General features: G+C 42.6%; 18 protein-coding genes. 15 read left to right on the top strand and 3 right to left on the bottom strand.

Going from position 1 to position 24,012, the window contains the following annotated elements:
* Nucleotides 1-522: 522 nt before the first annotated feature.
* Complete coding sequence (locus tag M1F05_RS12435; protein WP_206082353.1) at nt 523-1,737, bottom strand: pyridoxal phosphate-dependent aminotransferase; 1,215 nt, start codon at nt 1,735-1,737, stop codon at nt 523-525.
* Nucleotides 1,738-2,539: 802 nt separating this feature from the next.
* Between M1F05_RS12435 and M1F05_RS12430 the strand changes: the two genes are divergently transcribed.
* The 14 genes from M1F05_RS12430 (at nt 2,540) to nuoN (ending at nt 19,531) form a co-directional block, all read left to right on the top strand.
* Complete coding sequence (locus M1F05_RS12430) at nt 2,540-3,463, top strand: LysR family transcriptional regulator (RefSeq protein WP_206082352.1); 924 nt, start codon at nt 2,540-2,542, stop codon at nt 3,461-3,463.
* Nucleotides 3,464-4,562: 1,099 nt separating this feature from the next.
* Nucleotides 4,563-5,006 carry an NADH-quinone oxidoreductase subunit A gene (locus tag M1F05_RS12425; protein ID WP_206082351.1) on the top strand — a complete coding sequence of 148 codons (444 nt, stop codon included), beginning with the start codon at nt 4,563-4,565 and terminating at the stop codon, nt 5,004-5,006.
* 18 nt (nt 5,007-5,024) lie between these two features.
* Nucleotides 5,025-5,699, top strand: a complete 675-nt coding sequence (locus M1F05_RS12420) for a NuoB/complex I 20 kDa subunit family protein (protein ID WP_004912254.1) — start codon at nt 5,025-5,027, stop codon at nt 5,697-5,699.
* Nucleotides 5,700-5,773: 74 nt separating this feature from the next.
* Nucleotides 5,774-7,576, top strand: coding sequence for an NADH-quinone oxidoreductase subunit C/D (nuoC, locus tag M1F05_RS12415; protein WP_371006958.1), 1,803 nt, complete (start codon nt 5,774-5,776; stop codon nt 7,574-7,576).
* Between the two features lie 2 nt (nt 7,577-7,578).
* Nucleotides 7,579-8,127, top strand: coding sequence for an NADH-quinone oxidoreductase subunit NuoE (gene nuoE, locus M1F05_RS12410; protein ID WP_206082349.1), 549 nt, complete (start codon nt 7,579-7,581; stop codon nt 8,125-8,127).
* Nucleotides 8,124-9,482 (top strand): NADH-quinone oxidoreductase subunit NuoF, encoded by a 1,359-nt coding sequence (gene nuoF / locus M1F05_RS12405; RefSeq protein ID WP_206082348.1) that lies wholly within the window; start codon nt 8,124-8,126, stop codon nt 9,480-9,482. The genes nuoE and nuoF overlap by 4 nt, the downstream gene beginning before the upstream one ends.
* Nucleotides 9,483-9,571: 89 nt before the next feature.
* Nucleotides 9,572-12,304, top strand: coding sequence for an NADH-quinone oxidoreductase subunit NuoG (gene nuoG, locus M1F05_RS12400; RefSeq protein WP_206082347.1), 2,733 nt, complete (start codon nt 9,572-9,574; stop codon nt 12,302-12,304).
* Nucleotides 12,304-13,281, top strand: coding sequence for an NADH-quinone oxidoreductase subunit NuoH (gene nuoH / locus M1F05_RS12395; protein WP_206082346.1), 978 nt, complete (start codon nt 12,304-12,306; stop codon nt 13,279-13,281). Before nuoG ends, nuoH begins: the two co-directional genes overlap by 1 nt.
* Before the next feature lie 14 nt (nt 13,282-13,295).
* Nucleotides 13,296-13,838, top strand: coding sequence for an NADH-quinone oxidoreductase subunit NuoI (gene nuoI / locus M1F05_RS12390; protein WP_318825851.1), 543 nt, complete (start codon nt 13,296-13,298; stop codon nt 13,836-13,838).
* A 12-nt stretch (nt 13,839-13,850) separates the two neighbouring features.
* A complete protein-coding gene (nuoJ, locus tag M1F05_RS12385) occupies nt 13,851-14,387 on the top strand; it encodes an NADH-quinone oxidoreductase subunit J (RefSeq protein ID WP_206082345.1) in 537 nt (178 codons plus the stop codon).
* Nucleotides 14,384-14,686: an NADH-quinone oxidoreductase subunit NuoK gene (gene nuoK, locus M1F05_RS12380; RefSeq protein WP_004912233.1), complete on the top strand. Its 303-nt coding sequence runs from the start codon at nt 14,384-14,386 to the stop codon at nt 14,684-14,686. Before nuoJ ends, nuoK begins: the two co-directional genes overlap by 4 nt.
* Nucleotides 14,683-16,524 carry an NADH-quinone oxidoreductase subunit L gene (gene nuoL / locus M1F05_RS12375; protein WP_206082344.1) on the top strand — a complete coding sequence of 614 codons (1,842 nt, stop codon included), beginning with the start codon at nt 14,683-14,685 and terminating at the stop codon, nt 16,522-16,524. The genes nuoK and nuoL overlap by 4 nt, the downstream gene beginning before the upstream one ends.
* Before the next feature lie 19 nt (nt 16,525-16,543).
* Complete coding sequence (nuoM, locus tag M1F05_RS12370; protein ID WP_206082343.1) at nt 16,544-18,064, top strand: NADH-quinone oxidoreductase subunit M; 1,521 nt, start codon at nt 16,544-16,546, stop codon at nt 18,062-18,064.
* A gap of 6 nt (nt 18,065-18,070) precedes the next feature.
* Nucleotides 18,071-19,531, top strand: coding sequence for an NADH-quinone oxidoreductase subunit NuoN (gene nuoN, locus M1F05_RS12365; RefSeq protein WP_206082342.1), 1,461 nt, complete (start codon nt 18,071-18,073; stop codon nt 19,529-19,531).
* Nucleotides 19,532-19,585: 54 nt separating this feature from the next.
* Here the strand turns inward: nuoN and M1F05_RS12360 are convergent, their stop codons facing one another.
* Nucleotides 19,586-20,596, bottom strand: coding sequence for an alpha-xenorhabdolysin family binary toxin subunit B (locus M1F05_RS12360; RefSeq protein ID WP_206082341.1), 1,011 nt, complete (start codon nt 20,594-20,596; stop codon nt 19,586-19,588).
* Between the two features lie 27 nt (nt 20,597-20,623).
* A complete protein-coding gene (locus M1F05_RS12355) occupies nt 20,624-21,817 on the bottom strand; it encodes an alpha-xenorhabdolysin family binary toxin subunit A (protein WP_206082340.1) in 1,194 nt (397 codons plus the stop codon).
* 757 nt (nt 21,818-22,574) lie between these two features.
* On the opposite strand from M1F05_RS12355, the gene M1F05_RS12350 reads away from it, so the two are divergent.
* Entirely contained in the window at nt 22,575-23,900 is a 1,326-nt protein-coding gene (locus M1F05_RS12350) for an isochorismate synthase (protein WP_206082339.1), read from the top strand.
* Nucleotides 23,901-24,012: the final 112 nt, after the last annotated feature.

Below are 24,012 nucleotides of genomic sequence, written 5' to 3'. Positions count from 1 at the left end.
CACTTTTATTATTAAACCAACTTGTTTCCATTTAAAAATATGTGGAAAGTGATTGTAATCACTATTGATGATGAGGTTTATGAGACTGATGGCTATTTCTCATGTTCCATTACTGCTTCGGACAAAGACGTTGCAGTTATAGGCGTTAATGGTGATACGAAAACGGCGTACATTTCTTTTTCTGAGTCAGTAAGTTGCTCCGAAAAATTAAGACGTGTAAAACGCCATTCTATGTTTGATGGTCAATCTGTGAGATATCTTAGATAAACTATTTAGTTGTGTATATTTTAATTTGATTTGCCTATATTAATATTTATAATGGAGATTCACTAAGTAAATCTTCAAGGAATATTATGAAATACTTTCCTTTCATACTTTTAGGCTTTTTCCTGGTTGCGATATATATTATTTCCATTATTTGATAATCAAAATAACACATTCATTTAATGATGATTACACTTTGAATTAATAAAGCCTCCGAATTTGGAGGCTTTATTAATAATAGATAATCTAAATAAGATGTTATTGACGATAGCCTTCAAGGAAGCGGCCAAATTTATTAATTGCCATTTCAAGATCGTCAGCATAAGGTAAGGTCACGATCCTAAAATGATCGGGTTCTGGCCAGTTAAATGCTGTACCTTGGACTAATAACACTTTTTCTTGCAACAGCAAGTCAAGGATCATTTTTTGGTCATCATGGATATTAAAACGCTTAATATCAATTTTGGGGAACATATACAGTGCGCCTTGTGGCTTCACACAAGATACACCTGGAATTTGGTTAATGAGTTCCCACGCACGGTTACGCTGCTCATATAAACGCCCACCTGGTTGAATAAATTCACTAATACTTTGGTAACCACCCAGTGCAGTTTGAATGGCATGTTGCATCGGCACATTGGCACATAAACGCATTGAGGCTAGCATTTCTAAGCCTTCAATATAGCTTTTTGCATGTTTTTTCGGGCCATTAAGTACCATCCAACCTTGTCGGAAACCTGCAACACGATAGGTTTTTGATAGCCCATTGAATGTAATTGTTAATAAGTCAGGTGCTAATGCCGCAATAGAGTGATGAACTGCATCATCATAAAGAATTTTATCATAAATTTCATCAGCATAGATAATTAGATTGTGTTGACGAGCCAGTTCAACAATCTCTAATAGCAAATCTTTGCTATATACAGCACCTGTTGGGTTATTGGGATTAATGACCACAATACCACGAGTTCTTGGAGTGATTTTGCTACGAATGTCCTCAATATCTGGCATCCAGCCTTGTTGCTCATCACACATATAGTGCACCGCTTTCCCGCCAGAAAGCGAAACCGCTGCAGTCCAAAGTGGGTAGTCAGGGGCTGGGACTAACATTTCATCGCCATTATTAAGCAGTGCTTGCATCGCTTGGACAATAAGTTCAGATACACCGTTGCCGATGTAAACATCTTCTACTGTCATTTCGTGAATACCACGAGCTTGGTAATGTTGGACGATGGCTTTACGAGCAGAATAGAGCCCTTTGGAGTCACAATAGCCTTGGGAACTTGGTAAATTGCGTAAAACATCCACAAGAATTTCATCAGGTGCTTCAAAGCCAAACGGTGCCGGGTTACCAATGTTCAGCTTGAGGACTTTATTACCTTCCTCTTCTAAGCGTTTTGCTTCTTTTAATACGGGCCCACGGATGTCATAGCAGACATTATCGAGCTTGCTGGATTTAGTTAGATTATTCATTGTTCTCTCATTACCCTAACGGGATTGCATTGGTAGGGGGGCCGGCTTTATTGTCTTACTGTACTCCTCCCTCAGAAGCTTTTGAAGATGCAAGGTTATTTTTGGTGTAAAAGGTTGGTTAAAGTATAAATGTGATGTTTGACATCTTATTATCTTTTTTATGTTGGTTTAATATTTCAATTAACACACTTATGTTGGATTTATATCTCGATAATATCGTGTCTTTTGGTGTGTAAATATAAAAAAAAAGGAAAAATAACAGTTGAACTAAAAAATTGTATCAAAATGTAATATTAAGCCTAGATTCGTTAGTTTAGTCATAAATTTCACTGCATATTGCCCTTTTTTTATATTTTTTTGACCGTTTTTGTTAGTAATATTGATTGTTTTGCTCAATAATTTTTAATTAAACATATACTTAAAATACATAACGCATTGAAATTTAAGAGCGTAAAAAAATAGTGAAATGAATTTTATAATGTGCTTACATTAAAATAATTGCGATTACATTAAATATGTTACTATTTAGCGGTACTTTATAAAGCGTTTCTTTAATCAGATTCTGTAAGAGAATACACTTTTTGTTAACACTATTTTTGATTGATTGGCAGTACCCTGTTTATACCAGCATTGATGTTATTCGTTAATAACGGGTTGGTTATAACTAGATAAAATAATGAGTAGTCATTGCAAATCTAAGGATTAGAGATGCACTAGATGAGTAGTATTAAATTATATCGCTGATTCTCATGGAGGAGAGCAGAACACCAGGTAACATAAATATTATATAAGAGAATGAACGATGATAAATTCCAATCGTCCCATCATGAACTTAGATCTGGACTTGCTGCGTACGTTTGTTGCAGTCGCTGATCTAAATACATTCGCAGCTGCGGCTGCAGCAGTGTGTAGAACGCAATCTGCGGTAAGCCAGCAGATGCAGCGTTTAGAGCAACTTGTTGGCCGTGAGCTTTTCGCTCGTCATGGGCGTAATAAACTCCTCACAGCACATGGTTTACAATTACTGGGTTATGCACGACAAATCTTGCGTGCTAATGATGATGCAACAGCATCATTAACCTATAACGATGCTGAAGGCGAATTACGTATCGGTGCATCTGATGACACTGTTGATATCCTTTTGCCATTTTTGCTAAATCGTATCGCTTCTGTGTACCCACGCATTGCGGTTGAAGTTCGCATTAAGCGTGCTCAATTTATTGAATCAATGCTGGATAACCATGAAATCGATTTAGCATTAACAACAGCGCGTATTAGCCATCACCCAAAAACGGCATTAAGAACCGTGCCAGTGCTATGGCATAGCTCGCCTGATTTCCAATTACGTCATAACGAGCCGATCCCATTAGTTGTAATGGATGAAACTAACCCATACCGCAAACTTTGCACGCAAGCATTGGATGACGCAGGATTACCATGGCACATCGCCTATGAAGCCGCGTCGCTACCTGCAGTACGTGCTGCAGTAACAGCGGAAGTCGGGGTGACTGCACGCCCAATGGAAATGCAAAATGCGGATTTACGTATTTTAAATGAAACAGATGGTTTGCCGCGTTTGCCTGATATTCAATATTGGCTATATAAGAATGCAGATGAGCAGAAAGATTTTGTTTTGACCGTCTTTAGCGCCATTGAAAACAAAAAAATTCCTTATGTTGCTGCATCGGCAAGTGAACTTGCTGATGGGAGCGAAATGAATAATTAATCGTTTCAGGTGATATTAACTGACTGTTAATATACGCGAGTATACAACGAATAAAACGGTAATTCCTATTTTTTAGGAATGCCGTTTTTTTTATATCAAAAATTTGTATAAAAAAAAGTGTGGATAAAATATTTGCAATCTAATTATTTTACGCAAATGCAATGAGCGGCTCAATTCAAAGAAATATATCGACTAAAGTGATATTTACTAGGGGAAAGTATAACCATGATAAGCTAGGGGAAATGCCATTCTTTTTTGGATGCATCTATCTACAGAGTAAGATGCTTCGTAACTGAAACGATTATTTAATACTGATGTGTTAAATTTTCAATATTGGGGAGAGAGTATAAGAAATCATTTTAAAACAAGGTATAAATATTGAGCGATGGTTTTGAGAAATCGTTATCAAGTTCAAATTTATCATTTTTTTATCGATTTCAGTACACAAAACCTGCAATTAACCACTTAATAAGTATGGTTAAATGTTGAAGACCATGAAATAATTGTGATGTAGTTGGCAGAACCTGAATTTCATTTTTTAGTTAACAACTTGTTACGCTATTAACAATCTTTTTTTGCTGAATTGATAAAATAGCACTGGATTGTCAGCGGGTTAGTGAAACTGTTGAGTAAAAAAGCGTTACATGTTCTTAAAGTAAAATTGAACGTCATGTAAACAAATTGAGTACTTTTTCAATAAATCTGTGCGTTAGATCAAATAAAAAGCGCAATTTTTCATCTGTTAAGACAGGTTTTTCCTGCGATAATAGTGTAGTAAAAACGAATAATCAGTTAAACTAGTTTGAGTGTTTACTTGTGTTTCATTACACTGACACGTTTTAGCAGATCATGAGTACTTTTTGTTATTTTAATGTTTTTTGTATGTGAGATTTTTGTAACAAATACGGGTTATTTTACCTAATTTGGGTAAAGTAAATTGTAATGAGAGAGGACAAACCAAACGCAGTCATCAGACTGATTTATGTTTGGTGATGATTTTTGGTCTTTCTTCTCGATTAACTGGGCAATTGTGGTGCAATACTGCCGTGTTGTAAAAAAGAGCAGTTTACGCACCATAAGTAATGAGTAAGCAACGAGTATGTCTACATCAATCCTAGCGTTAGCCCATAACTGGGCGTTTGCGATATTCCTTATCGGCACTATCGGTCTTTGTGCTTTCATGTTGGTCGCAGGTCACTTCTTAGGTAGCCGCGCCAAAGCCAGAACAAAACATGTTCCTTACGAGTCAGGTCTTGATTCGGTCGGTAGTGCACGTCTTCGTATGTCTGCTAAGTTCTACTTAGTCGCCATGTTCTTCGTTATCTTCGATGTTGAAGCCATGTTCTTATTTGCATGGTCAGTTGCCATCCGCGAAGCGGGTTGGGTTGGTTTCATCGAAGCCGCGATCTTTATTTTGGTATTGTTGGCGGGATTGTTTTATCTGGTTCGCGTAGGAGCATTGGATTGGACTCCAGTCCGTTCCCGCGGAAAAGTGAAGCATCCTAGTGAAGTTATTAAAATCAGCAATCGTCATCCGCAGTAAAAAGCGAGGCATTATACAATGGATTATACGCTCACCCGCATAGATCCGAACGGTGAGAACGACCGTTACCCACTGCAAACCCAGGAAATCGTAACAGATCCTCTGGAGCAGCAAGTTGAAAACAGTGTGTACATGGGGAAACTTTCTCATGCACTTCATGATGTGGTTAACTGGGGGCGCAAAAACTCTCTATGGCCATATAACTTTGGTCTTTCATGTTGCTATGTAGAAATGGTGACTTCGTTCACGGCTGTTCATGACGTAGCCCGTTTTGGTGCGGAAGTACTTCGTGCTTCACCTCGTCAAGCCGACTTCATGGTTGTTGCGGGAACCTGTTTCACAAAAATGGCGCCTGTTATTCAACGTCTGTATGACCAAATGCTCGAACCAAAATGGGTTATTTCCATGGGTTCATGTGCCAACTCTGGTGGCATGTATGACATTTATTCTGTGGTACAAGGCGTCGATAAATTTATCCCTGTAGATGTGTATATCCCAGGTTGTCCACCACGCCCAGAAGCCTATATGCAGGCTCTGCTTCTGTTGCAAGAATCTATCGGTAAAGAGCGTCGTCCGCTCTCTTGGGTCGTTGGAGACCAAGGGGTTTACCGTGCCAATATGCAATCAGAAAGAGAAAGAAAGCATGGTGAACGTATCGCAGTGACTAACCTGCGTACACCAGACGAAATTTAAGGCTTAAAGCCATACAGCGTAACAGAGCAATGTTGTTGCGAAATAATAAACCTGATCAAGCGTTATGGTGAAGAATGATGACAGATCAGATAGCGCAAGCGAGTAGTACCCAGCCAGGATGGCAGACGCAGGATCATTTAAATGACCCTGTGCTTCTGGAACTGCGCAATCAATTTGGGCCGGATGCCTTTTCTGTTCAAGCAACCCGCACTGGTATGCCAGTGATATGGGTTCGTCGTGAACAATTACTGGAAGTTGTCGATTTCCTGAAAAAATTACCGAAACCGTATGTCATGTTATTTGACTTACACGGGGTAGATGAACGTCAACGAATTCACCGTCAAGGTCTGCCAGAGGCAGACTTTAGTGTTTTCTACCACATCATCTCCATCGACCGTAACCGCGATATCATGTTAAAAGTCGCTCTCAATGAGAAAGACTTAAACGTGCCTTCTGTGGTTTCACTGTTCCCGAATGCGAGTTGGCATGAGCGTGAAGTGTGGGATATGTTTGGGATCACCTTTCAAGGTCACCCAAATCTGCGTCGCTTGCTGATGTCACCAAACTGGGAAGGTCACCCACTGCGTAAGGATTACCCTGCGCGTGCAACTGAGTTCGACCCCTTTGTTCTGACGAAACAGAAACAAGATCTGGAAATGGAAGCATTGACTTTCAAACCAGAAGAGTGGGGCATGGCGCGTGGAAATGAAAACGAAGATTTCATGTTCCTGAACTTAGGGCCTAACCACCCATCATCACACGGTGCGTTCCGTATCGTACTGCAACTTGATGGTGAAGAAATTATCGACTGTGTGCCAGATATCGGCTACCACCATCGTGGTGCTGAGAAAATGGGTGAACGCCAGTCATGGCACAGCTACATTCCATACACTGACCGCATCGAGTATCTCGGCGGTTGTGTGAATGAAATGCCATACGTGTTAGCCGTTGAAAAACTGGCTGGCATCGAAGTGCCTGATCGCGTGAAGACCATTCGTGTCATGCTGTCTGAGCTATTCCGTATCAACAGCCACTTGCTGTATATCAGTACGTATATCCAAGACGTCGGTGCAATGACGCCTGTATTCTTTGCGTTTACTGACCGCCAAAAAGTGTATAACGTGATTGAAGCGATCACGGGTTTCCGTATGCACCCAGCATGGTTCCGTATCGGTGGTGTTGCACACGATTTACCGCGTGGTTGGGAAAAACTGCTGCGTGAGTTACTCGACTGGCTGCCAAAACGTTTAGAATCTTATGTCACGTCAGCACTGAAAAACTCCATCTTAAAAGGCCGTTCAATTGGTACAGCAATGTACAACAAAGAAGAGGCTCTAGCTTGGGGGGTAACAGGTGCAGGTTTACGTGCAACAGGCGTTGATTTCGACGTGCGTAAATGGCGTCCATATTCAGGCTACGAAAACTTTGAATTCGATATTCCTATCGCACACAACGGTGACTGTTATGACCGTGTGATGATCAAAGTGGAAGAGATGCGCCAGAGTATCCGTATTCTTGAGCAATGCTACAAGAATATGCCAGAAGGCCCATTCAAAGCCGACCATCCATTGACGACACCGCCACCAAAAGAGCGTACGTTGCAGCACATTGAAACCCTGATCAACCACTTCTTGCAAGTGTCTTGGGGCCCTGTGATGCCTGCGAATGAATCATTCCAGATGGTTGAAGCCACGAAGGGTATTAACAGCTACTACCTGACCAGTGATGGCAGCACGATGAGCTACCGCACACGTATTCGTACTCCGAGTTATGAGCACTTACAGCAAATTCCTTCGGTGATCAGAGGTAGTTTAGTTTCGGACTTAATCGTCTATCTGGGTAGTATCGATTTTGTAATGTCGGATGTGGATCGCTAACCATGCATAATGAACATAACGAAAATGAGAAGCACAACGAGCTCAATGTCGTGAATGTGTTTGAACCGCAAGTCAATCATGGCTTTGTCTTAACAGAGAAAGAGCGTGCAGAGATTGAAGGTGAGAAACACCACTACGAAGATGCGCGTGCTGCCTCAATTGAAGCACTAAAAATTGTGCAAAAAAACCGCGGTTGGGTTGAAGATGGGGCTATCCATGCGATTGCTGACGTCTTAGGCATTCCAGCCAGTGACGTTGAAGGGGTGGCCACATTCTATAGCCAAATCTTCCGTCAGCCAGTAGGTCGCCACATTATTCGCTATTGCGACAGTGTTGTTTGCCATATTACAGGTTATCAGGGCTTAGAAGCTGAGATCATTAAACAGCTGAATATTCGCCCAGGTCAAACAACAGCTGATGGCCGCTTTACGTTGCTGCCAACCTGTTGCTTAGGTAACTGTGACAAAGGTCCAACGATGATGATCGATGAAGACACTCACAGCTACGTACAGCCTGAAAATATTCAAAAATTACTGGAGCAGTATCCATGACAAATTCTGTTAATCCAGTGATCCGTACTGCCGAAACTCATCCTCTAACATGGCGTTTGCGTGATGACAATCAGCCTGTTTGGTTAGATGAGTACCGTAGTAAAAACGGATACAAAGGTCTTGAGCGTGCGCTTAAAGGCATGGCGCCAGATGAAGTTGTGAATCTCGTGAAAGACGCAGGCCTGAAAGGGCGTGGTGGCGCGGGCTTCTCAACAGGTCTGAAATGGAGCCTGATGCCAAAAGACGAAAACATGAAACTGCGTTACTTCTTATGTAATGCGGATGAAATGGAACCAGGTACTTATAAAGACCGTCTATTGATGGAACAACTGCCTCACCTGTTAGTTGAGGGGATGATAACAGGGGCTTATGCACTGAAAGCCTATCGTGGTTATATCTTCCTGCGTGGTGAATACGTTGAAGCCGCACAAAACCTGCGCCGGGCCATCGAAGAAGCCAAAGCAGCGGGTCTATTAGGTAAAAATATCCTCGGTTCTGGATTCGATTTCGAACTGTTTGTGCACACGGGTGCTGGGCGTTATATCTGCGGTGAAGAAACTGCGTTGATTAACTCCTTAGAAGGTCGCCGTGCAAATCCACGTTCTAAACCACCATTCCCTGCAACATCAGGTGCTTGGGGTAAACCGACTTGCGTAAATAACGTCGAAACTATCTGTAACGTGCCTGCAATTTTAGAGCACGGTGACCAGTGGTATATCGATTTAAGCGCAGGTAAGAGTAAAGATGCCGGCACAAAACTGATGGGCTTCTCTGGCCGTGTGAAAAACCCAGGTCTGTGGGAATTACCGTTTGGTACCACAGCGCGTGAAGTGCTTGAAGACTACGCGGGTGGGATGCGCGATGGCTTGAAATTAAAAGCATGGCAGCCAGGTGGGGCAGGGACAGACTTCCTGACCAATGACCACCTCGATTTACCGATGGATTTCGAAAATATTGCTAAAGCAGGCAGCCGTTTAGGGACTGCATTGGCGATGGCAGTTGATCATGAAATCAACATGGTTTCGTTAGTGCGTAACTTAGAAACCTTCTTTGCGCGTGAATCTTGCGGTTGGTGTACACCTTGTCGTGATGGATTGCCGTGGAGTGTGAAAATTTTACAAGCACTGGAAAAAGGCGAAGGTCAACCAGGCGATATTGAAACATTAGAGCAACTTTGCCGTTTCTTAGGCCCAGGTAAAACCTTCTGTGCTCACGCACCAGGTGCAGTTGAACCGCTGCAAAGTGCTATCAAATATTTCCGTGATGAATTCGAAGCGGGTATCTCGCAAAAAGATCTGCGCAATTTAGTGCAGATTGCAGGTATTCAGCCAAACCTGCTGAAGCAGCGCTGGTAATCGTTTCGCGATTGAGCAACCGCGAACGAGATTTTTCACGAAGAACGTATTTTTGATTAACGCCTGCTTTATGCGGGCCTTTGGGAAGCATGCTGACTATGGCTACAATATATGTAGACGGCAAAGAATATGACGTTAACGGGTCTGAAAACCTGTTACAAGCCTGTCTTTCTCTCGGGCTAGATATTCCTTATTTTTGCTGGCATCCAGCGCTGGGAAGCGTTGGCGCTTGCCGCCAGTGTGCGGTTAAGCAGTATCAGAACGCGGATGATACCCGCGGTCGCCTAGTAATGTCTTGTATGACACCGGCAACGGAAGGCACCTTCATCTCTATTGATGATGAAGAAGCCAAGCAATTCCGTGAAAGTGTTGTAGAATGGCTGATGACCAACCACCCACATGACTGTCCAGTCTGTGAAGAGGGCGGTAACTGCCACCTGCAAGATATGACGGTGATGACTGGCCATAACATGCGTAAATATCGTTTTACGAAACGCACACACATTAACCAAGATCTGGGGCCTTTCATTAGTCATGAAATGAACCGCTGTATCGCGTGTTACCGTTGTGTTCGTTACTATAAAGATTACGCAGATGGCACGGATTTAGGGGTTTATGGAGCTCACAACTACGTGTACTTCGGTCGTACAGAAGACGGCACGCTGGAAAGTGAATTTTCTGGCAACTTAGTCGAAGTCTGCCCGACAGGGGTATTTACTGACAAAACCCACTCTGAGCGCTATAACCGTAAATGGGATATGCAATTTGCACCAGGTATCTGCCAACAGTGCAGTATCGGTTGTAATACTAGCCCAGGTGAACGTTATGGTGAAATTCGCCGTATCGAAAACCGTTATAATGGTTCTGTTAACCACTATTTCTTGTGTGACCGCGGTCGCTTTGGTTACGGTTACGTTAACCGCAAAGACCGTCCACGTCAGGCTGTCTTGAACAAAGATGGTGTTAAACAGGTTATCTCTGCTATTGAAGCAATGCAAAGCGGTGCACAAATTATCAATCAAGCGAAAAAAGTGATTGGTATTGGCTCTCCACGTGCAAGCATTGAGAGCAACTACGCATTACGTGCATTAGTGGGTGCAGAAAACTTCTATTCTGGTATCTCCACAGGTGAGCAAAGCCGTTTAGCGCTGATGCAAAATATTCTGCAAAATGGTGGTATCTATACCCCAACGCTGCGTGAAGTTGAAGGTTACGATGCGGTACTGGTTCTGGGTGAAGATTTAACTCAGACAGGTGCACGTATGGCACTTTCTGTTCGTCAAGCGGTGAAAGGTAAAGCACGTGAAATGGCCGCCGCACAGAAAGTGGCTGATTGGCAAATCGCGGCAATCATGAACATTGGTCAACATGCGAAATATCCGCTGTTTATCACCAACGTTGATGATACCCGCTTAGACGACGTTGCGGCTTTTAATTACCGTGCACCAGTTGCTGACCAAGCGCGTTTCGGTTTTGCTATCGCCAATATGATTAACGGTGAGGCGCCTGCGGTTAACGACTTGCCAGCGGACCTTAAAGCGAAAGTGGAAACCATCGCACAAGCCCTTTCAAGCGCGAAAAAACCACTGATTATCAGCGGTAGCCACAGCGCGAGCGATGCGATGATCCAAGCGGCAGCGAACGTGGCATTTGCACTGAAAGCGAAAGGCGCACAAGTGGGCTTATCTTACTTAGCCTCTCATGCGAACAGCTTCGGTTTAGCGATGATGAACGCACAGCCATTAGACAGCGCATTAGCTCGCATTGAAGCGAACGAAGCGGATGTGGCTATCGTTATCGAAAATGACCTTTACCGTCACAGCAGTGTGGATGCAGTCAATAGCGCATTAGCGAAATTGAGCCACCTGATTGTTGCTGATCACCAGCAAACTGACATCATGGATAAAGCAACGCTTGTTCTGCCAGCGGCGAGTTTCGCAGAAGCAGACGGTACGTTGATTAACCAAGAAGGTCGCGCACAACGTTTCTTCCAAGTTTTCGACCCAACTTATTACGACAAAACTATCGTGATGAACGAAAGCTGGCGCTGGATGCACTCGCTGCAAACAGAAGCGCAAGAACGTGATGCAGATTGGTCGCAACTTGACCATGTGATTGCTGACTGTGTGGCTGCATTACCGCAATTTGCGGGTATTGTGGATTCAGCACCGAAAGCCTCATTCCGTATCCGCGGACAAAAATTAGCGCGTGAGCCGCATCGTTACAGTGGTCGTACAGCAATGCTGGCGAACCAATCTGTGCATGAACCACGCCAACCGCAAGATATTGACTCTCCATTTGCTTTCTCAATGGAAGGGAACAACAGCCCAACCGCACCACGCCAGCAAATTCCATTTGCATGGGCGCCAGGTTGGAACTCACCTCAAGCGTGGAATAAATTCCAAGCGGAAGTCGGTGGCCATTTATTATTTGGTGACCCTGGTGTGCGCCTGTTCAATTCAACAGAAAGTAAATTGGCTTATTTCACTGATATTCCAGCAGCTTACCAAGCAGCGGATGCGCAGTGGGTAGTCGCGCCGTATTACCATCTGTTCGGTAGTGATGAAATGTCACAGCGTTCAGAGGTGATTCAACAGCGCATGCCAGAGCCTTATATCATGCTGAGCACGCAAGATGCTGCGGCACTTGGTTTGGCAGCAGGGACAAAAGCTGAGTTTAGCCATGCAGGTCAAGGATTTAACTTGACTGTACGCATCAGCAACAACCTGTCGACAGGTCAAATTGGCTTACCATTAGGGATGCCAGGTATCGCACCTTCAATGGCTGGCGTGTCAGTCAATAATCTGCGGAGGGGAGCATGATGGATTGGATTTCTCCTGAAGTGATGGAAGTATTAATTTCCATCCTCAAATCTGTCGTCATTTTATTGGTTGTTGTGACTTGTGGGGCTTACATGAGTCTGGGAGAGCGCCGTATTCTCGGTCTGTTCCAGAATCGTTATGGCCCAAACCGCGTTGGCCCGTTTGGGATGGGCCAGTTAATCGCCGACATGTTCAAAATGCTGTTTAAAGAAGACTGGATCCCACAGTTCGCGGACAAGAAAATCTTTACGCTAGCGCCAGTTATCGCATTTTGTTCACTGTTCCTTGCATTCGCCATCGTACCTGTCAGCCCGACTTGGCACGTAGCAGACTTAAACATTGGGATTTTATTCTTCCTGATGATGGCTGGTTTAGCGGTGTATGCGGTTCTGTTCGCAGGTTGGTCAAGTAACAACAAATATTCATTATTAGGGGCGATGCGTGCTTCGGCACAAACCGTCAGTTACGAAGTGTTCTTAGGCTTATCTTTAATGGGCGTAGTCGCACAAGCGGGTTCATTCAACCTGATTGATATTGTGAACTCCCAAGAAGGCATGTGGAACATTATTCCTCAATTCTTTGGTTTTTTGACTTTTGCGATTGCGGGCGTTGCGGTATGTCACCGTCACCCGTTTGACCAACCAGAAGCAGAACAAGAGATTGCGGATGGTTACCACGTTGAATACTCAGGGATGAAGTTCGGTCTGTTCTTCGTTGGTGAGTATATCGGTATCGTAACGGTTTCTGCCCTGATTGTGACGCTGTTCTTTGGTGGCTGGCATGGCCCGTTCCTGCCGTCATTCTTGTGGTTTGCTATCAAAACTGGCTTCTTCATGATGATGTTCATCCTGATCCGTGCCTCTTTACCGCGTCCACGTTATGACCAAGTGATGTCTTTCGGCTGGAAAATTTGTCTGCCATTGACGCTGCTTAATCTGCTGGGTACTGCAGCAGTGATTTTATACAACGCTCAGTAAGGGGTGATTGAACCATGACATTGAAAGAGTTATTGGTCGGTTTCGCCACCCAAGTACGTAGTATTTGGATGGTCGGCCTACATGCGTTCGATAAACGCGAAACGCAAATGTATCCAGAAGAGCCGGTTTATCTGCCACCCCGTTACCGTGGTCGTATCGTGTTAACCCGCGATCCAGACGGTGAAGAGCGTTGTGTTGCGTGTAACTTATGTGCTGTTGCTTGCCCAGTGGGATGTATCTCACTGCAAAAAGCGGAGCACGAAAATGGACGCTGGTATCCGGAATTTTTCCGCGTTAACTTTTCGCGTTGCATTTTCTGTGGTCTGTGTGAAGAGGCTTGCCCAACGACGGCAATCCAATTAACACCTGACTTTGAAATGGCCGACTGGCGACGTCAGGATCTGGTTTACGAGAAAAATGACCTATTGATTTCAGGTCCAGGTAAATATCCTGATTATAACTTTTACCGTAAATCGGGTATGGCGATTGCAGGTAAAGACAAAGGTGAAGCGGATAACGAAGCGAAACCGATTAACGTCAAAGACCTGTTGCCATAAGGAGCGATATTCATGGAATTTACATTTTATATCGCCGGTCTGGTTGCAATACTTGCAACTTTGAGGGTGATAACGAATACCAACCCGGTGCATGCACTGTTGTATCTGGTTGTTTCTCTGCTGGCACTGTCAATGGTGTTCTTCTCACTCGGCGCGTATTTCGCGGGTGCGCTGGAAATCATCGTTTACGCAGGTGCCATTATGGTCTTGTTTGTGTTCGTCGTCATGATGCTGAACCTAGGCCGCTCTGTGCAAGAGCAAGAGCGGGCTTGGCTAACGCCGAAAAACTGGATTGGTCCAGCGGGTTTATCCGCAGTGTTACTGGCTATCCTGGTTTACGGCATCACTTCTTTATCTTACGAGAAGGGCATTGATGGCACGGTGATTGGGGCGAAAGAAGTCGGTATCAGCTTGTTCGGGCCATATGTTCTGGCTGTTGAACTTGCTTCACTGCTGTTATTGGCAGGTATCGTCGTCGCATTCCATGTTGGACGTGACCGCAAAGAAAACGGTGCTGACCTTGTTAGCATTGCGGAGGAGCAAAAATGATACCTCTAGAACATGGTCTGATTTTAGCGGCAATTCTATTTGTGATGGGGCTTAGCTGCCTTGTTATCCGCCGCAACTTGCTTTTCATGTTGATCGGACTGGAAATCATGATTAACTCAACTGCACTGGCATTTGTCGTTGCAGGGAGTTTTTGGGGGCAACCAGACGGCCAGATTATGTATATCTTGGCAATCGCACTGGCTGCAGCGGAGGCGAGTATTGGATTGGCGTTGTTACTGCAACTCCATCGTCATCGTCAGAACCTGAATATTGATAAAGTCAGTGAGATGCGCGGATGAACCTACTCTATTTAACTATTCTGTTGCCTTTACTGGGGTCGGTGTTGTTAGCCTTCTCCCGTGGACGCTGGTCAGAAAACGTTTCGGCCATTATTGGTGCGGGGTCGGTCGGCTTAGCTGCCCTCGTCGCATTCTATGCTGGTAACGAATTTTTAGCTCAACCCGACGCTGGTGTGTTTATTCAGCCACTTTGGACTTGGATGTCTGTCGGTACCTTTAATATCCCATTCACCCTGATGTTAGATGGTCTGTCACTGACTATGTTAGGTGTGGTAACGGGTGTGGGCTTCCTTATTCACGTGTATGCCTCTTGGTATATGCGTGGCGAGGAAGGTTACTCACGTTTCTTCGCTTACACCAACCTGTTTATCGCGAGCATGGTGGTTTTAGTCCTCGCCGATAACATGATGCTGATGTATCTCGGTTGGGAAGGGGTAGGGCTGTGCAGTTACTTGTTGATTGGTTTTTATTACACTAATCCAGACAACGGCAAAGCCGCGATGAAAGCGTTCTTTGTGACGCGCATCGGTGACGTGTTCCTTGCTATCGGTATGTTTATTCTGTGGAATGAACTGGGCACACTGAATTTCAGCGAAATGGCGGTGTTAGCACCTCAGAAATTTGCTGAAGGCTCAAGTGCTATCAACTGGGCAACCTTGATGTTATTAGGTGGCGCAGTTGGTAAATCTGCACAGCTACCATTACAAACATGGTTAGCTGATGCGATGGCGGGCCCAACACCAGTTTCTGCACTGATCCACGCCGCAACCATGGTAACTGCGGGTGTCTACTTAATCGCACGTACCCATGTTCTGTTCCTGTTAGCGCCTGAAGTATTACACTTAGTCGGCGTTGTGGGTGCGGTAACACTCGTACTGGCAGGTTTTGCAGCAGTGGTCCAAACGGATATCAAACGTGTCCTCGCTTATTCAACCATGAGCCAAATTGGTTATATGTTCTTGGCTCTGGGTGTTCAAGCTTGGGATGCGGCGATTTTCCACCTGATGACGCACGCTTTCTTCAAAGCATTGTTGTTCCTGTCAGCAGGTTCGGTGATCCTCGCTTGCCACCACGAGCAAAACATCTTCAAAATGGGTGGGTTGCGTAAGCAAATTCCATTCATTTATGCTGTGATGTTAATCGGCGGAAGCGCACTGGCAGCATTGCCACTGTTTACCGCAGGTTTCTACAGTAAAGATGCGATTTTGTGGGGAGCTAAGCTTGATGGACAGACTGTGTTGCTGTGGGCAGGTATCCTCGGTGCATTAATGACTGCAATTTATACCTTCCGTATGATTTTCATCGTGTTTCATGGTGAAGCAAAAATCAAAGCGCACAAGGTTAAAGGCATCACTCACACATTGCCACTTGGCATTCTGGCTATCCTTGCAACGTTTGTTGGTGCATTAATTCACCAGCCATTAGAAGGGGTATTCCCAGCAGAAGCGACAGGCAGTGAAGACGGTAAAGTCTTACTCGAAGCTATCTCTGGCGGGTTTGCTATCGCAGGTCTGTTAATTGCGGTATTCCTCTATCTATTCAGACGTTCCATTGTTGATGCTATCGCGAAAACGGCGGTTGGCCGCTTCTTCAGTGCTTGGTGGTACCAAGCATGGGGATTCGACTGGCTGTATGATGTAGTCTTTGTGAAACCGTTTAAAGGTATTGCATGGCTACTGGAAAGCGATCCGATTAACTCACTGATGAATATTCCTGCACATCTTTCACGTTGGGCAAATAAAGGACTTGCAGTGAGTGAAAACGGCCAGATCCGTTGGTATGTTGCCTCATTGGGGCTGGGTGCAGTGCTGATTCTTGCTCTGCTGCTTTTGGTTTAATTAAGGGACACATTGCGCCATGCTACTACCCTGGCTAATACTTATTCCCTTCATCGGTGGCCTGCTAAGTTGGCAGGCTGACCGGTTCAGTCACCGCGCTCCACGTTGGATTGCGCTGGCGACGATGGGATTAACACTTATTATTTCCGTGCAATTGTGGTTACAAGGGAGCTACTCTCTGGCTAACCCACAAGGCGTTCCACTATGGCAATCCGAGTTTTTCATGTCGTGGATCCCTGCACTGGGAATCAACATTCACTTAGCGATTGACGGTTTATCACTGTTGATGGTCGTTTTGACGGCTATCATGGGGGCGTTCTCGATTCTGAGCTCATGGAGTGAAAACCAAAAGAACCAAGGTGCGTATCACTTTAACCTTTTGTGGATTATCACAGGGGTGATGGGGATTTTCACGGCGGTTGACCTGTTCTTGTTCTTCTTCTTCTGGGAGATGATGCTGATCCCAATGTACTTCCTGATTGCAAACTGGGGACACAAAGGGTCAGAGAACAGACAACACATTAAAGCCGCGACCAAGTTCTTTATCTATACGCAGGCAAGTGGTTTGATTATGTTAGTGTCCATCATTGGATTGGCACTGGCACACTTCAACTCAACGGGTACCTTAACATTTGATTACGACCAGTTATTAGGCACGCAAATGTCTAGCAGCGTCGCATTCATGTTGATGTTAGGCTTCTTTATTGCCTTCGCTGTTAAAATGCCTCTGGTACCATTCCATGGTTGGATGGCGGATACCCAAGAACAATCACCAACCGCAGGTTCGGTAGATATCTCGGGTATTATGCTAAAAACCGCTGCGTATGGTCTGTTACGTTTTACTTTGCCTCTGTTCCCAGAAGCGTCTATCCAGTTCACGCCAGTGGCAATGACTCTGGGTGTGGTCAGTATCTTCTATGGTGCATGGTTAGCGTTCAAACAAACCGACATTAAACGTCTGGCGGCATACAGTAGCTTATCCCATATGGGGTTTGTGACCGTGGCGATTTATGCAAGCTCAGTGTTGGCGTACCAAGGTGCTGTAATCCAAATGATCACCAACGGTCTGTCAGGTGCAGCGCTGATTATCATCAGTGGCCAACTGTATGAGCGTACGCAAACGCGTGATATGCGCATGATGGGTGGATTGTGGAAACGCATTAAATGGTTACCAGGAATGTCCCTGTTCTTTGCTGCGGCAACGTTAGGAATGCCAGGTACAGGTAACTTCATTGGCGAATTCATGATCCTATTCGGTAGCTTCAGCCAATTCACATTAGTGACCTGCATTATGGTATTTGGTGTGGTGTTTGCTTCTATCTACTCACTGTGGATGATGCAGCAGACTTACTACGGTACACCAAAATCAGAAAAAGAAATGAAAGGGTTAACGGCGCGTGAATTCGGTGTGCTACTGGCTCTGGCTGCTTTACTGGTTATTATCGGTTTCTATCCACAACCAATTTTAGATACATCAGTTGGTTCAATGGAAACATTGCATAACCTGTATTCTGCTTCACTAACAACATTAGGGCTGTAATTCGCCATGACAATAACTCCTCAAGAACTGATCGCAATACTACCACTGATGATCGTCGGGTTGACGGCGGTGGTTGTGATGCTGTCCATTGCGTGGCGACGCGATCACCTGACTAGTGCCGCGCTGACAGTATCGGGTTTTATCATTGCGTTGCTTTCACTCATTTGGGTAGCCGATGGCTACCTAATGGATGTGACTTCGCTTATCCGTGTTGATGGCTTTGCGCTGTTCTATAGTGCGCTTGTCCTGATCGCAGGTATCGGCACCAGTATCTTCGCTTACCACTGGTTAGAAGGCTTTGGTGATAACAGAGATGAATTCCATCTGTTAGTCGCAATTGCCGTCGCAGGTGGTGTGCTGTTATCCATGTCAAATCATATGGCATCAATGTTTATCGGTATCGAGCTGATTTCATTGCCGCTGTTTGGTTTAGTGGCGTATACCTTCGAACGTAAACGTACACTGGAAGCAGGGATTAAGTACATGCTGTTATCTGCAGCAGCCTCTTCGTTCCTGTTATTTGGTATTGCGTTGCTGTACGCAGAATCTGGCAGCTTAAGTTTTGCTGCGGTTGGTCAAAGCCTTTCTGATAGCCAAATTCACGCACCATTAGTGATGATTGGTTTCGGTATGCTGATTGTTGGCTTTGGTTTTAAACTGTCACTGTTTCCATTCCAATTGTGGACACCAGACGTTTACCAAGGCGCGCCAGCACCAGTTTCAGCTTTCCTAGCAACGGGCAGTAAAATTGCTATCTTTGCCGTGCTAGTGCGTATCTTTATGGAAGCGCCAATTACCAGTAGCGACACACTGACAATTGTTATTTCAGTGATTGCAATTGCGTCTATTCTGTTTGGTAACTTACTGGCTATCACACAAAAAAGCGCAAAACGTTTACTGGGTTACTCCTCTATCTCCCATATGGGTTATCTTTTAGTGGCACTGGTTGCCCTGCGTATTGACCCTGTTGCTTCACAAGTAACGATTGCAATTTATTTAGTCGGTTACTTGTTTGCAAGTTTGGGCGCATTTGGCGTGATCAGTATCGTTTCTAGCCCTTATCGTGGTGATGATCAAGACGATTTCAGCGCATTTCGTGGGTTGTTCTGGCACAAGCCTGTGCTTGCAACTGTGATGACAGTCGCACTGTTATCCTTAGCAGGTATTCCTATTACATTAGGGTTTATCGGTAAATTCTATGTGATTGTTTCAGCGGTAAATGCCGAACTGTGGTGGTTAACAGGTGCTGTTGTGGTCGGTAGTGCAATCGGTTTGTACTATTACCTGCGCTTTATGGCAAGCCTGTACAGTCGTGATGCAGAACATGCTGAACGTTATACTGGCCCTGAAAAAGCAACTCTGGGTACGGTTTTTGCAGCTGTCTGTGCAATTGCAGCCATTGTCTTCGGTGTTTGGCCACAACCGCTTATTGATATTTCAGCATTAGCTGTAGCAATCGTTGGTTAATGAATACAGTCTAAGTAATATGAAGCCGGTTACTGCAAAGTAACCGGTTTTTTTTTAATCGGGTAGCTGGCGTTGGTATTGATATTCCACATCATTCAAATAAGTCATCAGCATTTGGCTTGCCGTATTGATTTGTACTAAGTTAAGGGGTTGTTCTGATATCTTTTCACTAATATATTGACACCATGACTCCCAGTAATTTTTGAGTAATCCAACTTGGTGGATAATGGTTTGTTTATGTAAATCGATGGCAGTAACTTCATTGGAAAGAGACATTAGTTGTGTGAGTCTAAAAATATTTGTATCAATGGTATTAAGTTCTTCTTTGTGCTCAATAATTTGGTCATTTAAGTACAATCTAACATCAACTAATTTAGCAAATTCAAGGCCATCATCTACCATTGTTAGCAGGTTTCTAATATAACTAATTGCTGATTTTAAAATATCTTTTTTATTTGGGGGGATGTTTAGAGCGTCAATTAACTCTTTCCCTTTAAAATACTTATCAAAAAAATCAGTTAGCTTTGCTCGCAAAACAATATCTTCAGCAGCCATAATAATAGAATAATTCTTGTGTAAATCATTTATTTTAGCTTGCATACTGTGCTTGGATGTCAAAAGGATTTCTTTTTGGCTAGTGTACTGGGTTAGTTTTAACTTATTAGGTTCGTTAAGGTGAAAGATCAGTAGTGATTCATTTGCGTAGCGTATTTTTGAAATAAGTTTTTCTAATTCTAACTTTGCATCCATTAAATCATCAATAAAATTGGCGGTTAGAAGTTGTTTTTTAATATCTGAATAGTTATCTTCGCTGGTTGTTGAGCTTTGGGGGTTATTTAACTCATTGTCTATTATATAATTAATTTTGATGCGTAATATTGGAATCGAATTCCGGATCAACTCATTGAGACGCTCTGTTTTAATTGCGATTTTTTGAATTCGTCCGTAAATAATATAATCATAACTCATGATGCTTTTATTAAATGCAACGATATTATTTGAAATACATCTTAACTGATAAATATCAATAGGGGGTAACATTGGTAAATCAAGGTTGTCATGCATATTAATGCCTTTTATTGAGATGATGTGTTATTTTTTTTGTAGCTCATCAAATAATGTAATTAAATGAACTGAGTAATCTTGAATTGAACTCCAAGACATAATAATTTTCTTGAACTGGGCAATAAATCGAATGAGTTTATCTGCATTGTTTATTCGCTGAAAAATATCAATTGATTGTTTTATTTCTGTTAAAATAACTAGCCACATATAGTCAAGGTGGTCAATAGCTAATCTAGCATCTTTAAATAGTCCCTCAAGTTTATGTAAGTTAAGTTGGATATCGAAAATTGTTTTTTGAATTAATTTTTCATTGTTTATCTTGGTGTTTATTTCGGCAATTTCTTTCAGTAGTTCATTTTTTCTGGTTCTTATCAAATCGGCTTTAGGTCCAAAAATGCTGCTGGTAATGACTAGGCCAATAATTCCGCCAGCTAATCCAGTAAAACATAATTTAATAAAGTGAGAATATTCTTGTTCTAGTTGTATAATATCTTGCTTTTTAAATTCAATCAGTTCTTTCAAAAATGATTCGGAGCTATCTTGATTGGTCGGTTCGAGTTGCTGATAAATACCTTTTATATTAAATAGAAGTGATTCAACATGCTCAAAATTTGAGAGGTATCCACCTGTAATGTAAGCTCTAAAATCTGATACTGTATTTTTAATTTTTATTGTCTTTATTGATTGCTGCTTAATGTCATTTTTAATTATATTTAAAATACTAACAAGCTCAGTAGCAATTTGTTGGTCATCATTTTGATAGGTTATTTTATCTAAGTCATTTGTGGTTAAATCATCTAAACTATCGGATATTCTTTGCAAAATAGGCATGTGGTTAATATATTCAATTATCTGATTTCCTGTTTGTGTAATATTGCGACTTGTCAGTGATAAATTAACAGATTGTTCTTTAACTTGTTGTTCTACATTATCCCAACTATTTGCATGATTTCGAATATCAATAATTGCACTTGTTAAATCATGATGGTTAATTGGTAGTTCTGTTGAATCATTGATACCAAACCATTTCAAAATATCTATTTCTCGTAAAGGAAGAGAAAGTGCGAAACGAACATGTTTATGAATATTGACTAAATCATCTAAGGTAAATATACCTGCGGAACGCGCAGAAAGCGTATCTTGGTTAGTTAACAATGCTAATGTTGCATTTCCTATATTTTCTTTTTCAATAATTCGGTCATAGTTTTCTTGAATATACATTATGAATTCCAGATTTATTAAGTTAATGAGTAATGAATTTTTAACTTGATTCATTGTTTGGAGACGTATGTACAGTAGGTGTCTGAATTAGTTCTATTCAATGGAAATTAATCATTGGTAAAGCATAAGGTGAGCGCTTTATATTGAATAACCTACTAGAAAGTGATGACGGGGGTTGATACTAAAAAATGAAAATCATCGCTAAAAAATAACTCAATGTGCGTATCACAATAGTAAAAATTTGTATTTATAAAATTAGCTTAATTAATAGAAAGATTAATTTTATAAAAATAATCTTATATGGAAAGAGGATAGGGAGAAAGTATCGTACCATAAGATAAGGTATTGTACTTTCCGTGTTCAATTGATATTAATGATATGTTTCATAATGAAATACGATAAATAGAATCGAGTATATTTTATACGAATTAATGTCCGCTCCCCATTTAATCCTTGGCATCGATGATGTAAAGCAGTTGATTGGCCAATAAATCGGTAATGTAATCCCAAGAACAGTGATAAAGCCACAAAATATCAATTAATTAAATGAATATGTCATTATATAATTGTTAGAATAAACTATACTAGATGCAAGCAGAGCACCGAATCTCAGCTTTGGCTGGTCTTTGTGAATAAGTAAAGGCGTGCTTGTGGGAGACTAGTTATAGATACAATAATTAATCAATGTATTAATGCATTACATTGCGCTATATAATAATTGGTGTAAATCTATGTGCTGTGGCAGTAGGGATCTAAAGTGATAAATAAAAAAATTGATAATGTAATAGCTGAAATTCTGGAACACTTGTCTACATTGGCACTGGGAAACAAAGAATACGTACGACTTGTTTGGCAACTTGACGAGCAAACCATTTTTCCTGGTTTAGCATGGTTATCTTCGCAAGCTTGTTACCCGCAATTTTATTGGTATCAACGTACAGGTGCAGAGGAATGCAGTGCGTTGGGACGTGTTAAATCCTTTTGCTCTATTGAGGATGCCGAATATTTCTTATCCCAAAATCCACAGATACCTGATGTGCGTTTGTGGGGCTTAAATGGTTGGAATGCAGTGGGGGATGGCCTCACAGATGAAGAAAAACAGCAAGCAACATATTGTTTTCTCCCGCGTTTAGAGATTCATCGGCTGCGCTCAACAATTAATGTGAACTTGAATATTGATGGAAAAGATGACATTCAGGCTGCAATTTTATTTCTTTCGCAACTGACAGCGGCACCAGATGTCTCACTAACGCTTTCTGCGTCGATTACTGAGCAAAAACATATTCCTTGCCATGATGAATGGTGCCGTTTATTAAATTGCGCCATTAGCGATATGAAAGCAGGTAAGATGGAAAAAGTGGTTATGGCGCGGGAGACCCAACTCACACTATCAAATGCGATTTCAGTCGCGGAGCTTTTATCTGCCAGTCAACAAGTTAACCACTATTGTTACCATTTTATGATGGCGTTTGACAAACATTCGGGCTTTATTTCTTCGACGCCAGAACGTTTATATCTGAGGCAGGGGACACAGCTTAATTCAGAGGCTCTAGCTGGTACAGTGGCGAATGATCCTGATGATAACATTGCGGCGGAACAAGCAAAATGGTTAATGGAAGACAAAAAAAATCAACACGAGAATTTAGTTGTCGTGGATGATATTTGCCAACAATTGCAAGGGGCTGTTACGGGAGTAGATGTTTCATCGGCGAAAGTGATCCGCTTGAGAAAAATTCAACATTTATATCGTTCTATCGTGGCAACGCTGATTGAGCCTTCAGACAGCGATTGTTTGCAACGACTTCAGCCAACAGCCGCTGTATGTGGCTTACCACGACAGGCAGCAAGGCAATTTCTTGCAAAGAATGAACCTTTTTCTCGTGGCTGGTATGCGGGAACAGGCGGATTTATTAGCTTAAATAAAAGCGAGTTTGCCGTTTCTTTGCGCTGTGCGCAAATTAATGGTTCGCAAGTTTCATTATACTCAGGCGCTGGCATAGTGAGAGATTCAGCTCCTGAACAAGAGTGGGAAGAAATTGAAAATAAAGCAGCGGGTTTAAAATCGTTGTTTGGTAATGGCTAAAAACCTTAGAATAAAAAAGGTTATTCCTTTTTATTTTCAATTAGTTCATCAAAAATTGTTCTGAGATCAAGAAACTTTTTTCTATCAGTCTAAACTGATTGATAATTAATAA

The organism is Providencia sp. PROV252 (assembly GCF_033676005.1).
In the GTDB taxonomy this organism is placed as follows: domain Bacteria; phylum Pseudomonadota; class Gammaproteobacteria; order Enterobacterales; family Enterobacteriaceae; genus Providencia; species Providencia vermicola.
This window is presented reverse-complemented; position numbering and strand designations above follow the sequence as displayed.

Bases quoted from the DNA above. Each gene is read 5' to 3' on its own strand.
- M1F05_RS12435 (WP_206082353.1), bottom strand. From the start codon at position 1,737: ATGAATAATCTAACTAAATCCAGCAAGCTCGATAATGTCTGCTATGAC.
- M1F05_RS12430 (WP_206082352.1), top strand. From the start codon at position 2,540: ATGATAAATTCCAATCGTCCCATCATGAACTTAGATCTGGACTTGCTG.
- M1F05_RS12425 (WP_206082351.1), top strand. From the start codon at position 4,563: ATGTCTACATCAATCCTAGCGTTAGCCCATAACTGGGCGTTTGCGATA.
- M1F05_RS12420 (WP_004912254.1), top strand. From the start codon at position 5,025: ATGGATTATACGCTCACCCGCATAGATCCGAACGGTGAGAACGACCGT.
- nuoC (WP_371006958.1), top strand. From the start codon at position 5,774: ATGATGACAGATCAGATAGCGCAAGCGAGTAGTACCCAGCCAGGATGG.
- nuoE (WP_206082349.1), top strand. From the start codon at position 7,579: ATGCATAATGAACATAACGAAAATGAGAAGCACAACGAGCTCAATGTC.
- nuoF (WP_206082348.1), top strand. From the start codon at position 8,124: ATGACAAATTCTGTTAATCCAGTGATCCGTACTGCCGAAACTCATCCT.
- nuoG (WP_206082347.1), top strand. From the start codon at position 9,572: ATGCTGACTATGGCTACAATATATGTAGACGGCAAAGAATATGACGTT.
- nuoH (WP_206082346.1), top strand. From the start codon at position 12,304: ATGGATTGGATTTCTCCTGAAGTGATGGAAGTATTAATTTCCATCCTC.
- nuoI (WP_318825851.1), top strand. From the start codon at position 13,296: ATGACATTGAAAGAGTTATTGGTCGGTTTCGCCACCCAAGTACGTAGT.
- nuoJ (WP_206082345.1), top strand. From the start codon at position 13,851: ATGGAATTTACATTTTATATCGCCGGTCTGGTTGCAATACTTGCAACT.
- nuoK (WP_004912233.1), top strand. From the start codon at position 14,384: ATGATACCTCTAGAACATGGTCTGATTTTAGCGGCAATTCTATTTGTG.
- nuoL (WP_206082344.1), top strand. From the start codon at position 14,683: ATGAACCTACTCTATTTAACTATTCTGTTGCCTTTACTGGGGTCGGTG.
- nuoM (WP_206082343.1), top strand. From the start codon at position 16,544: ATGCTACTACCCTGGCTAATACTTATTCCCTTCATCGGTGGCCTGCTA.
- nuoN (WP_206082342.1), top strand. From the start codon at position 18,071: ATGACAATAACTCCTCAAGAACTGATCGCAATACTACCACTGATGATC.
- M1F05_RS12360 (WP_206082341.1), bottom strand. From the start codon at position 20,596: ATGCATGACAACCTTGATTTACCAATGTTACCCCCTATTGATATTTAT.
- M1F05_RS12355 (WP_206082340.1), bottom strand. From the start codon at position 21,817: ATGTATATTCAAGAAAACTATGACCGAATTATTGAAAAAGAAAATATA.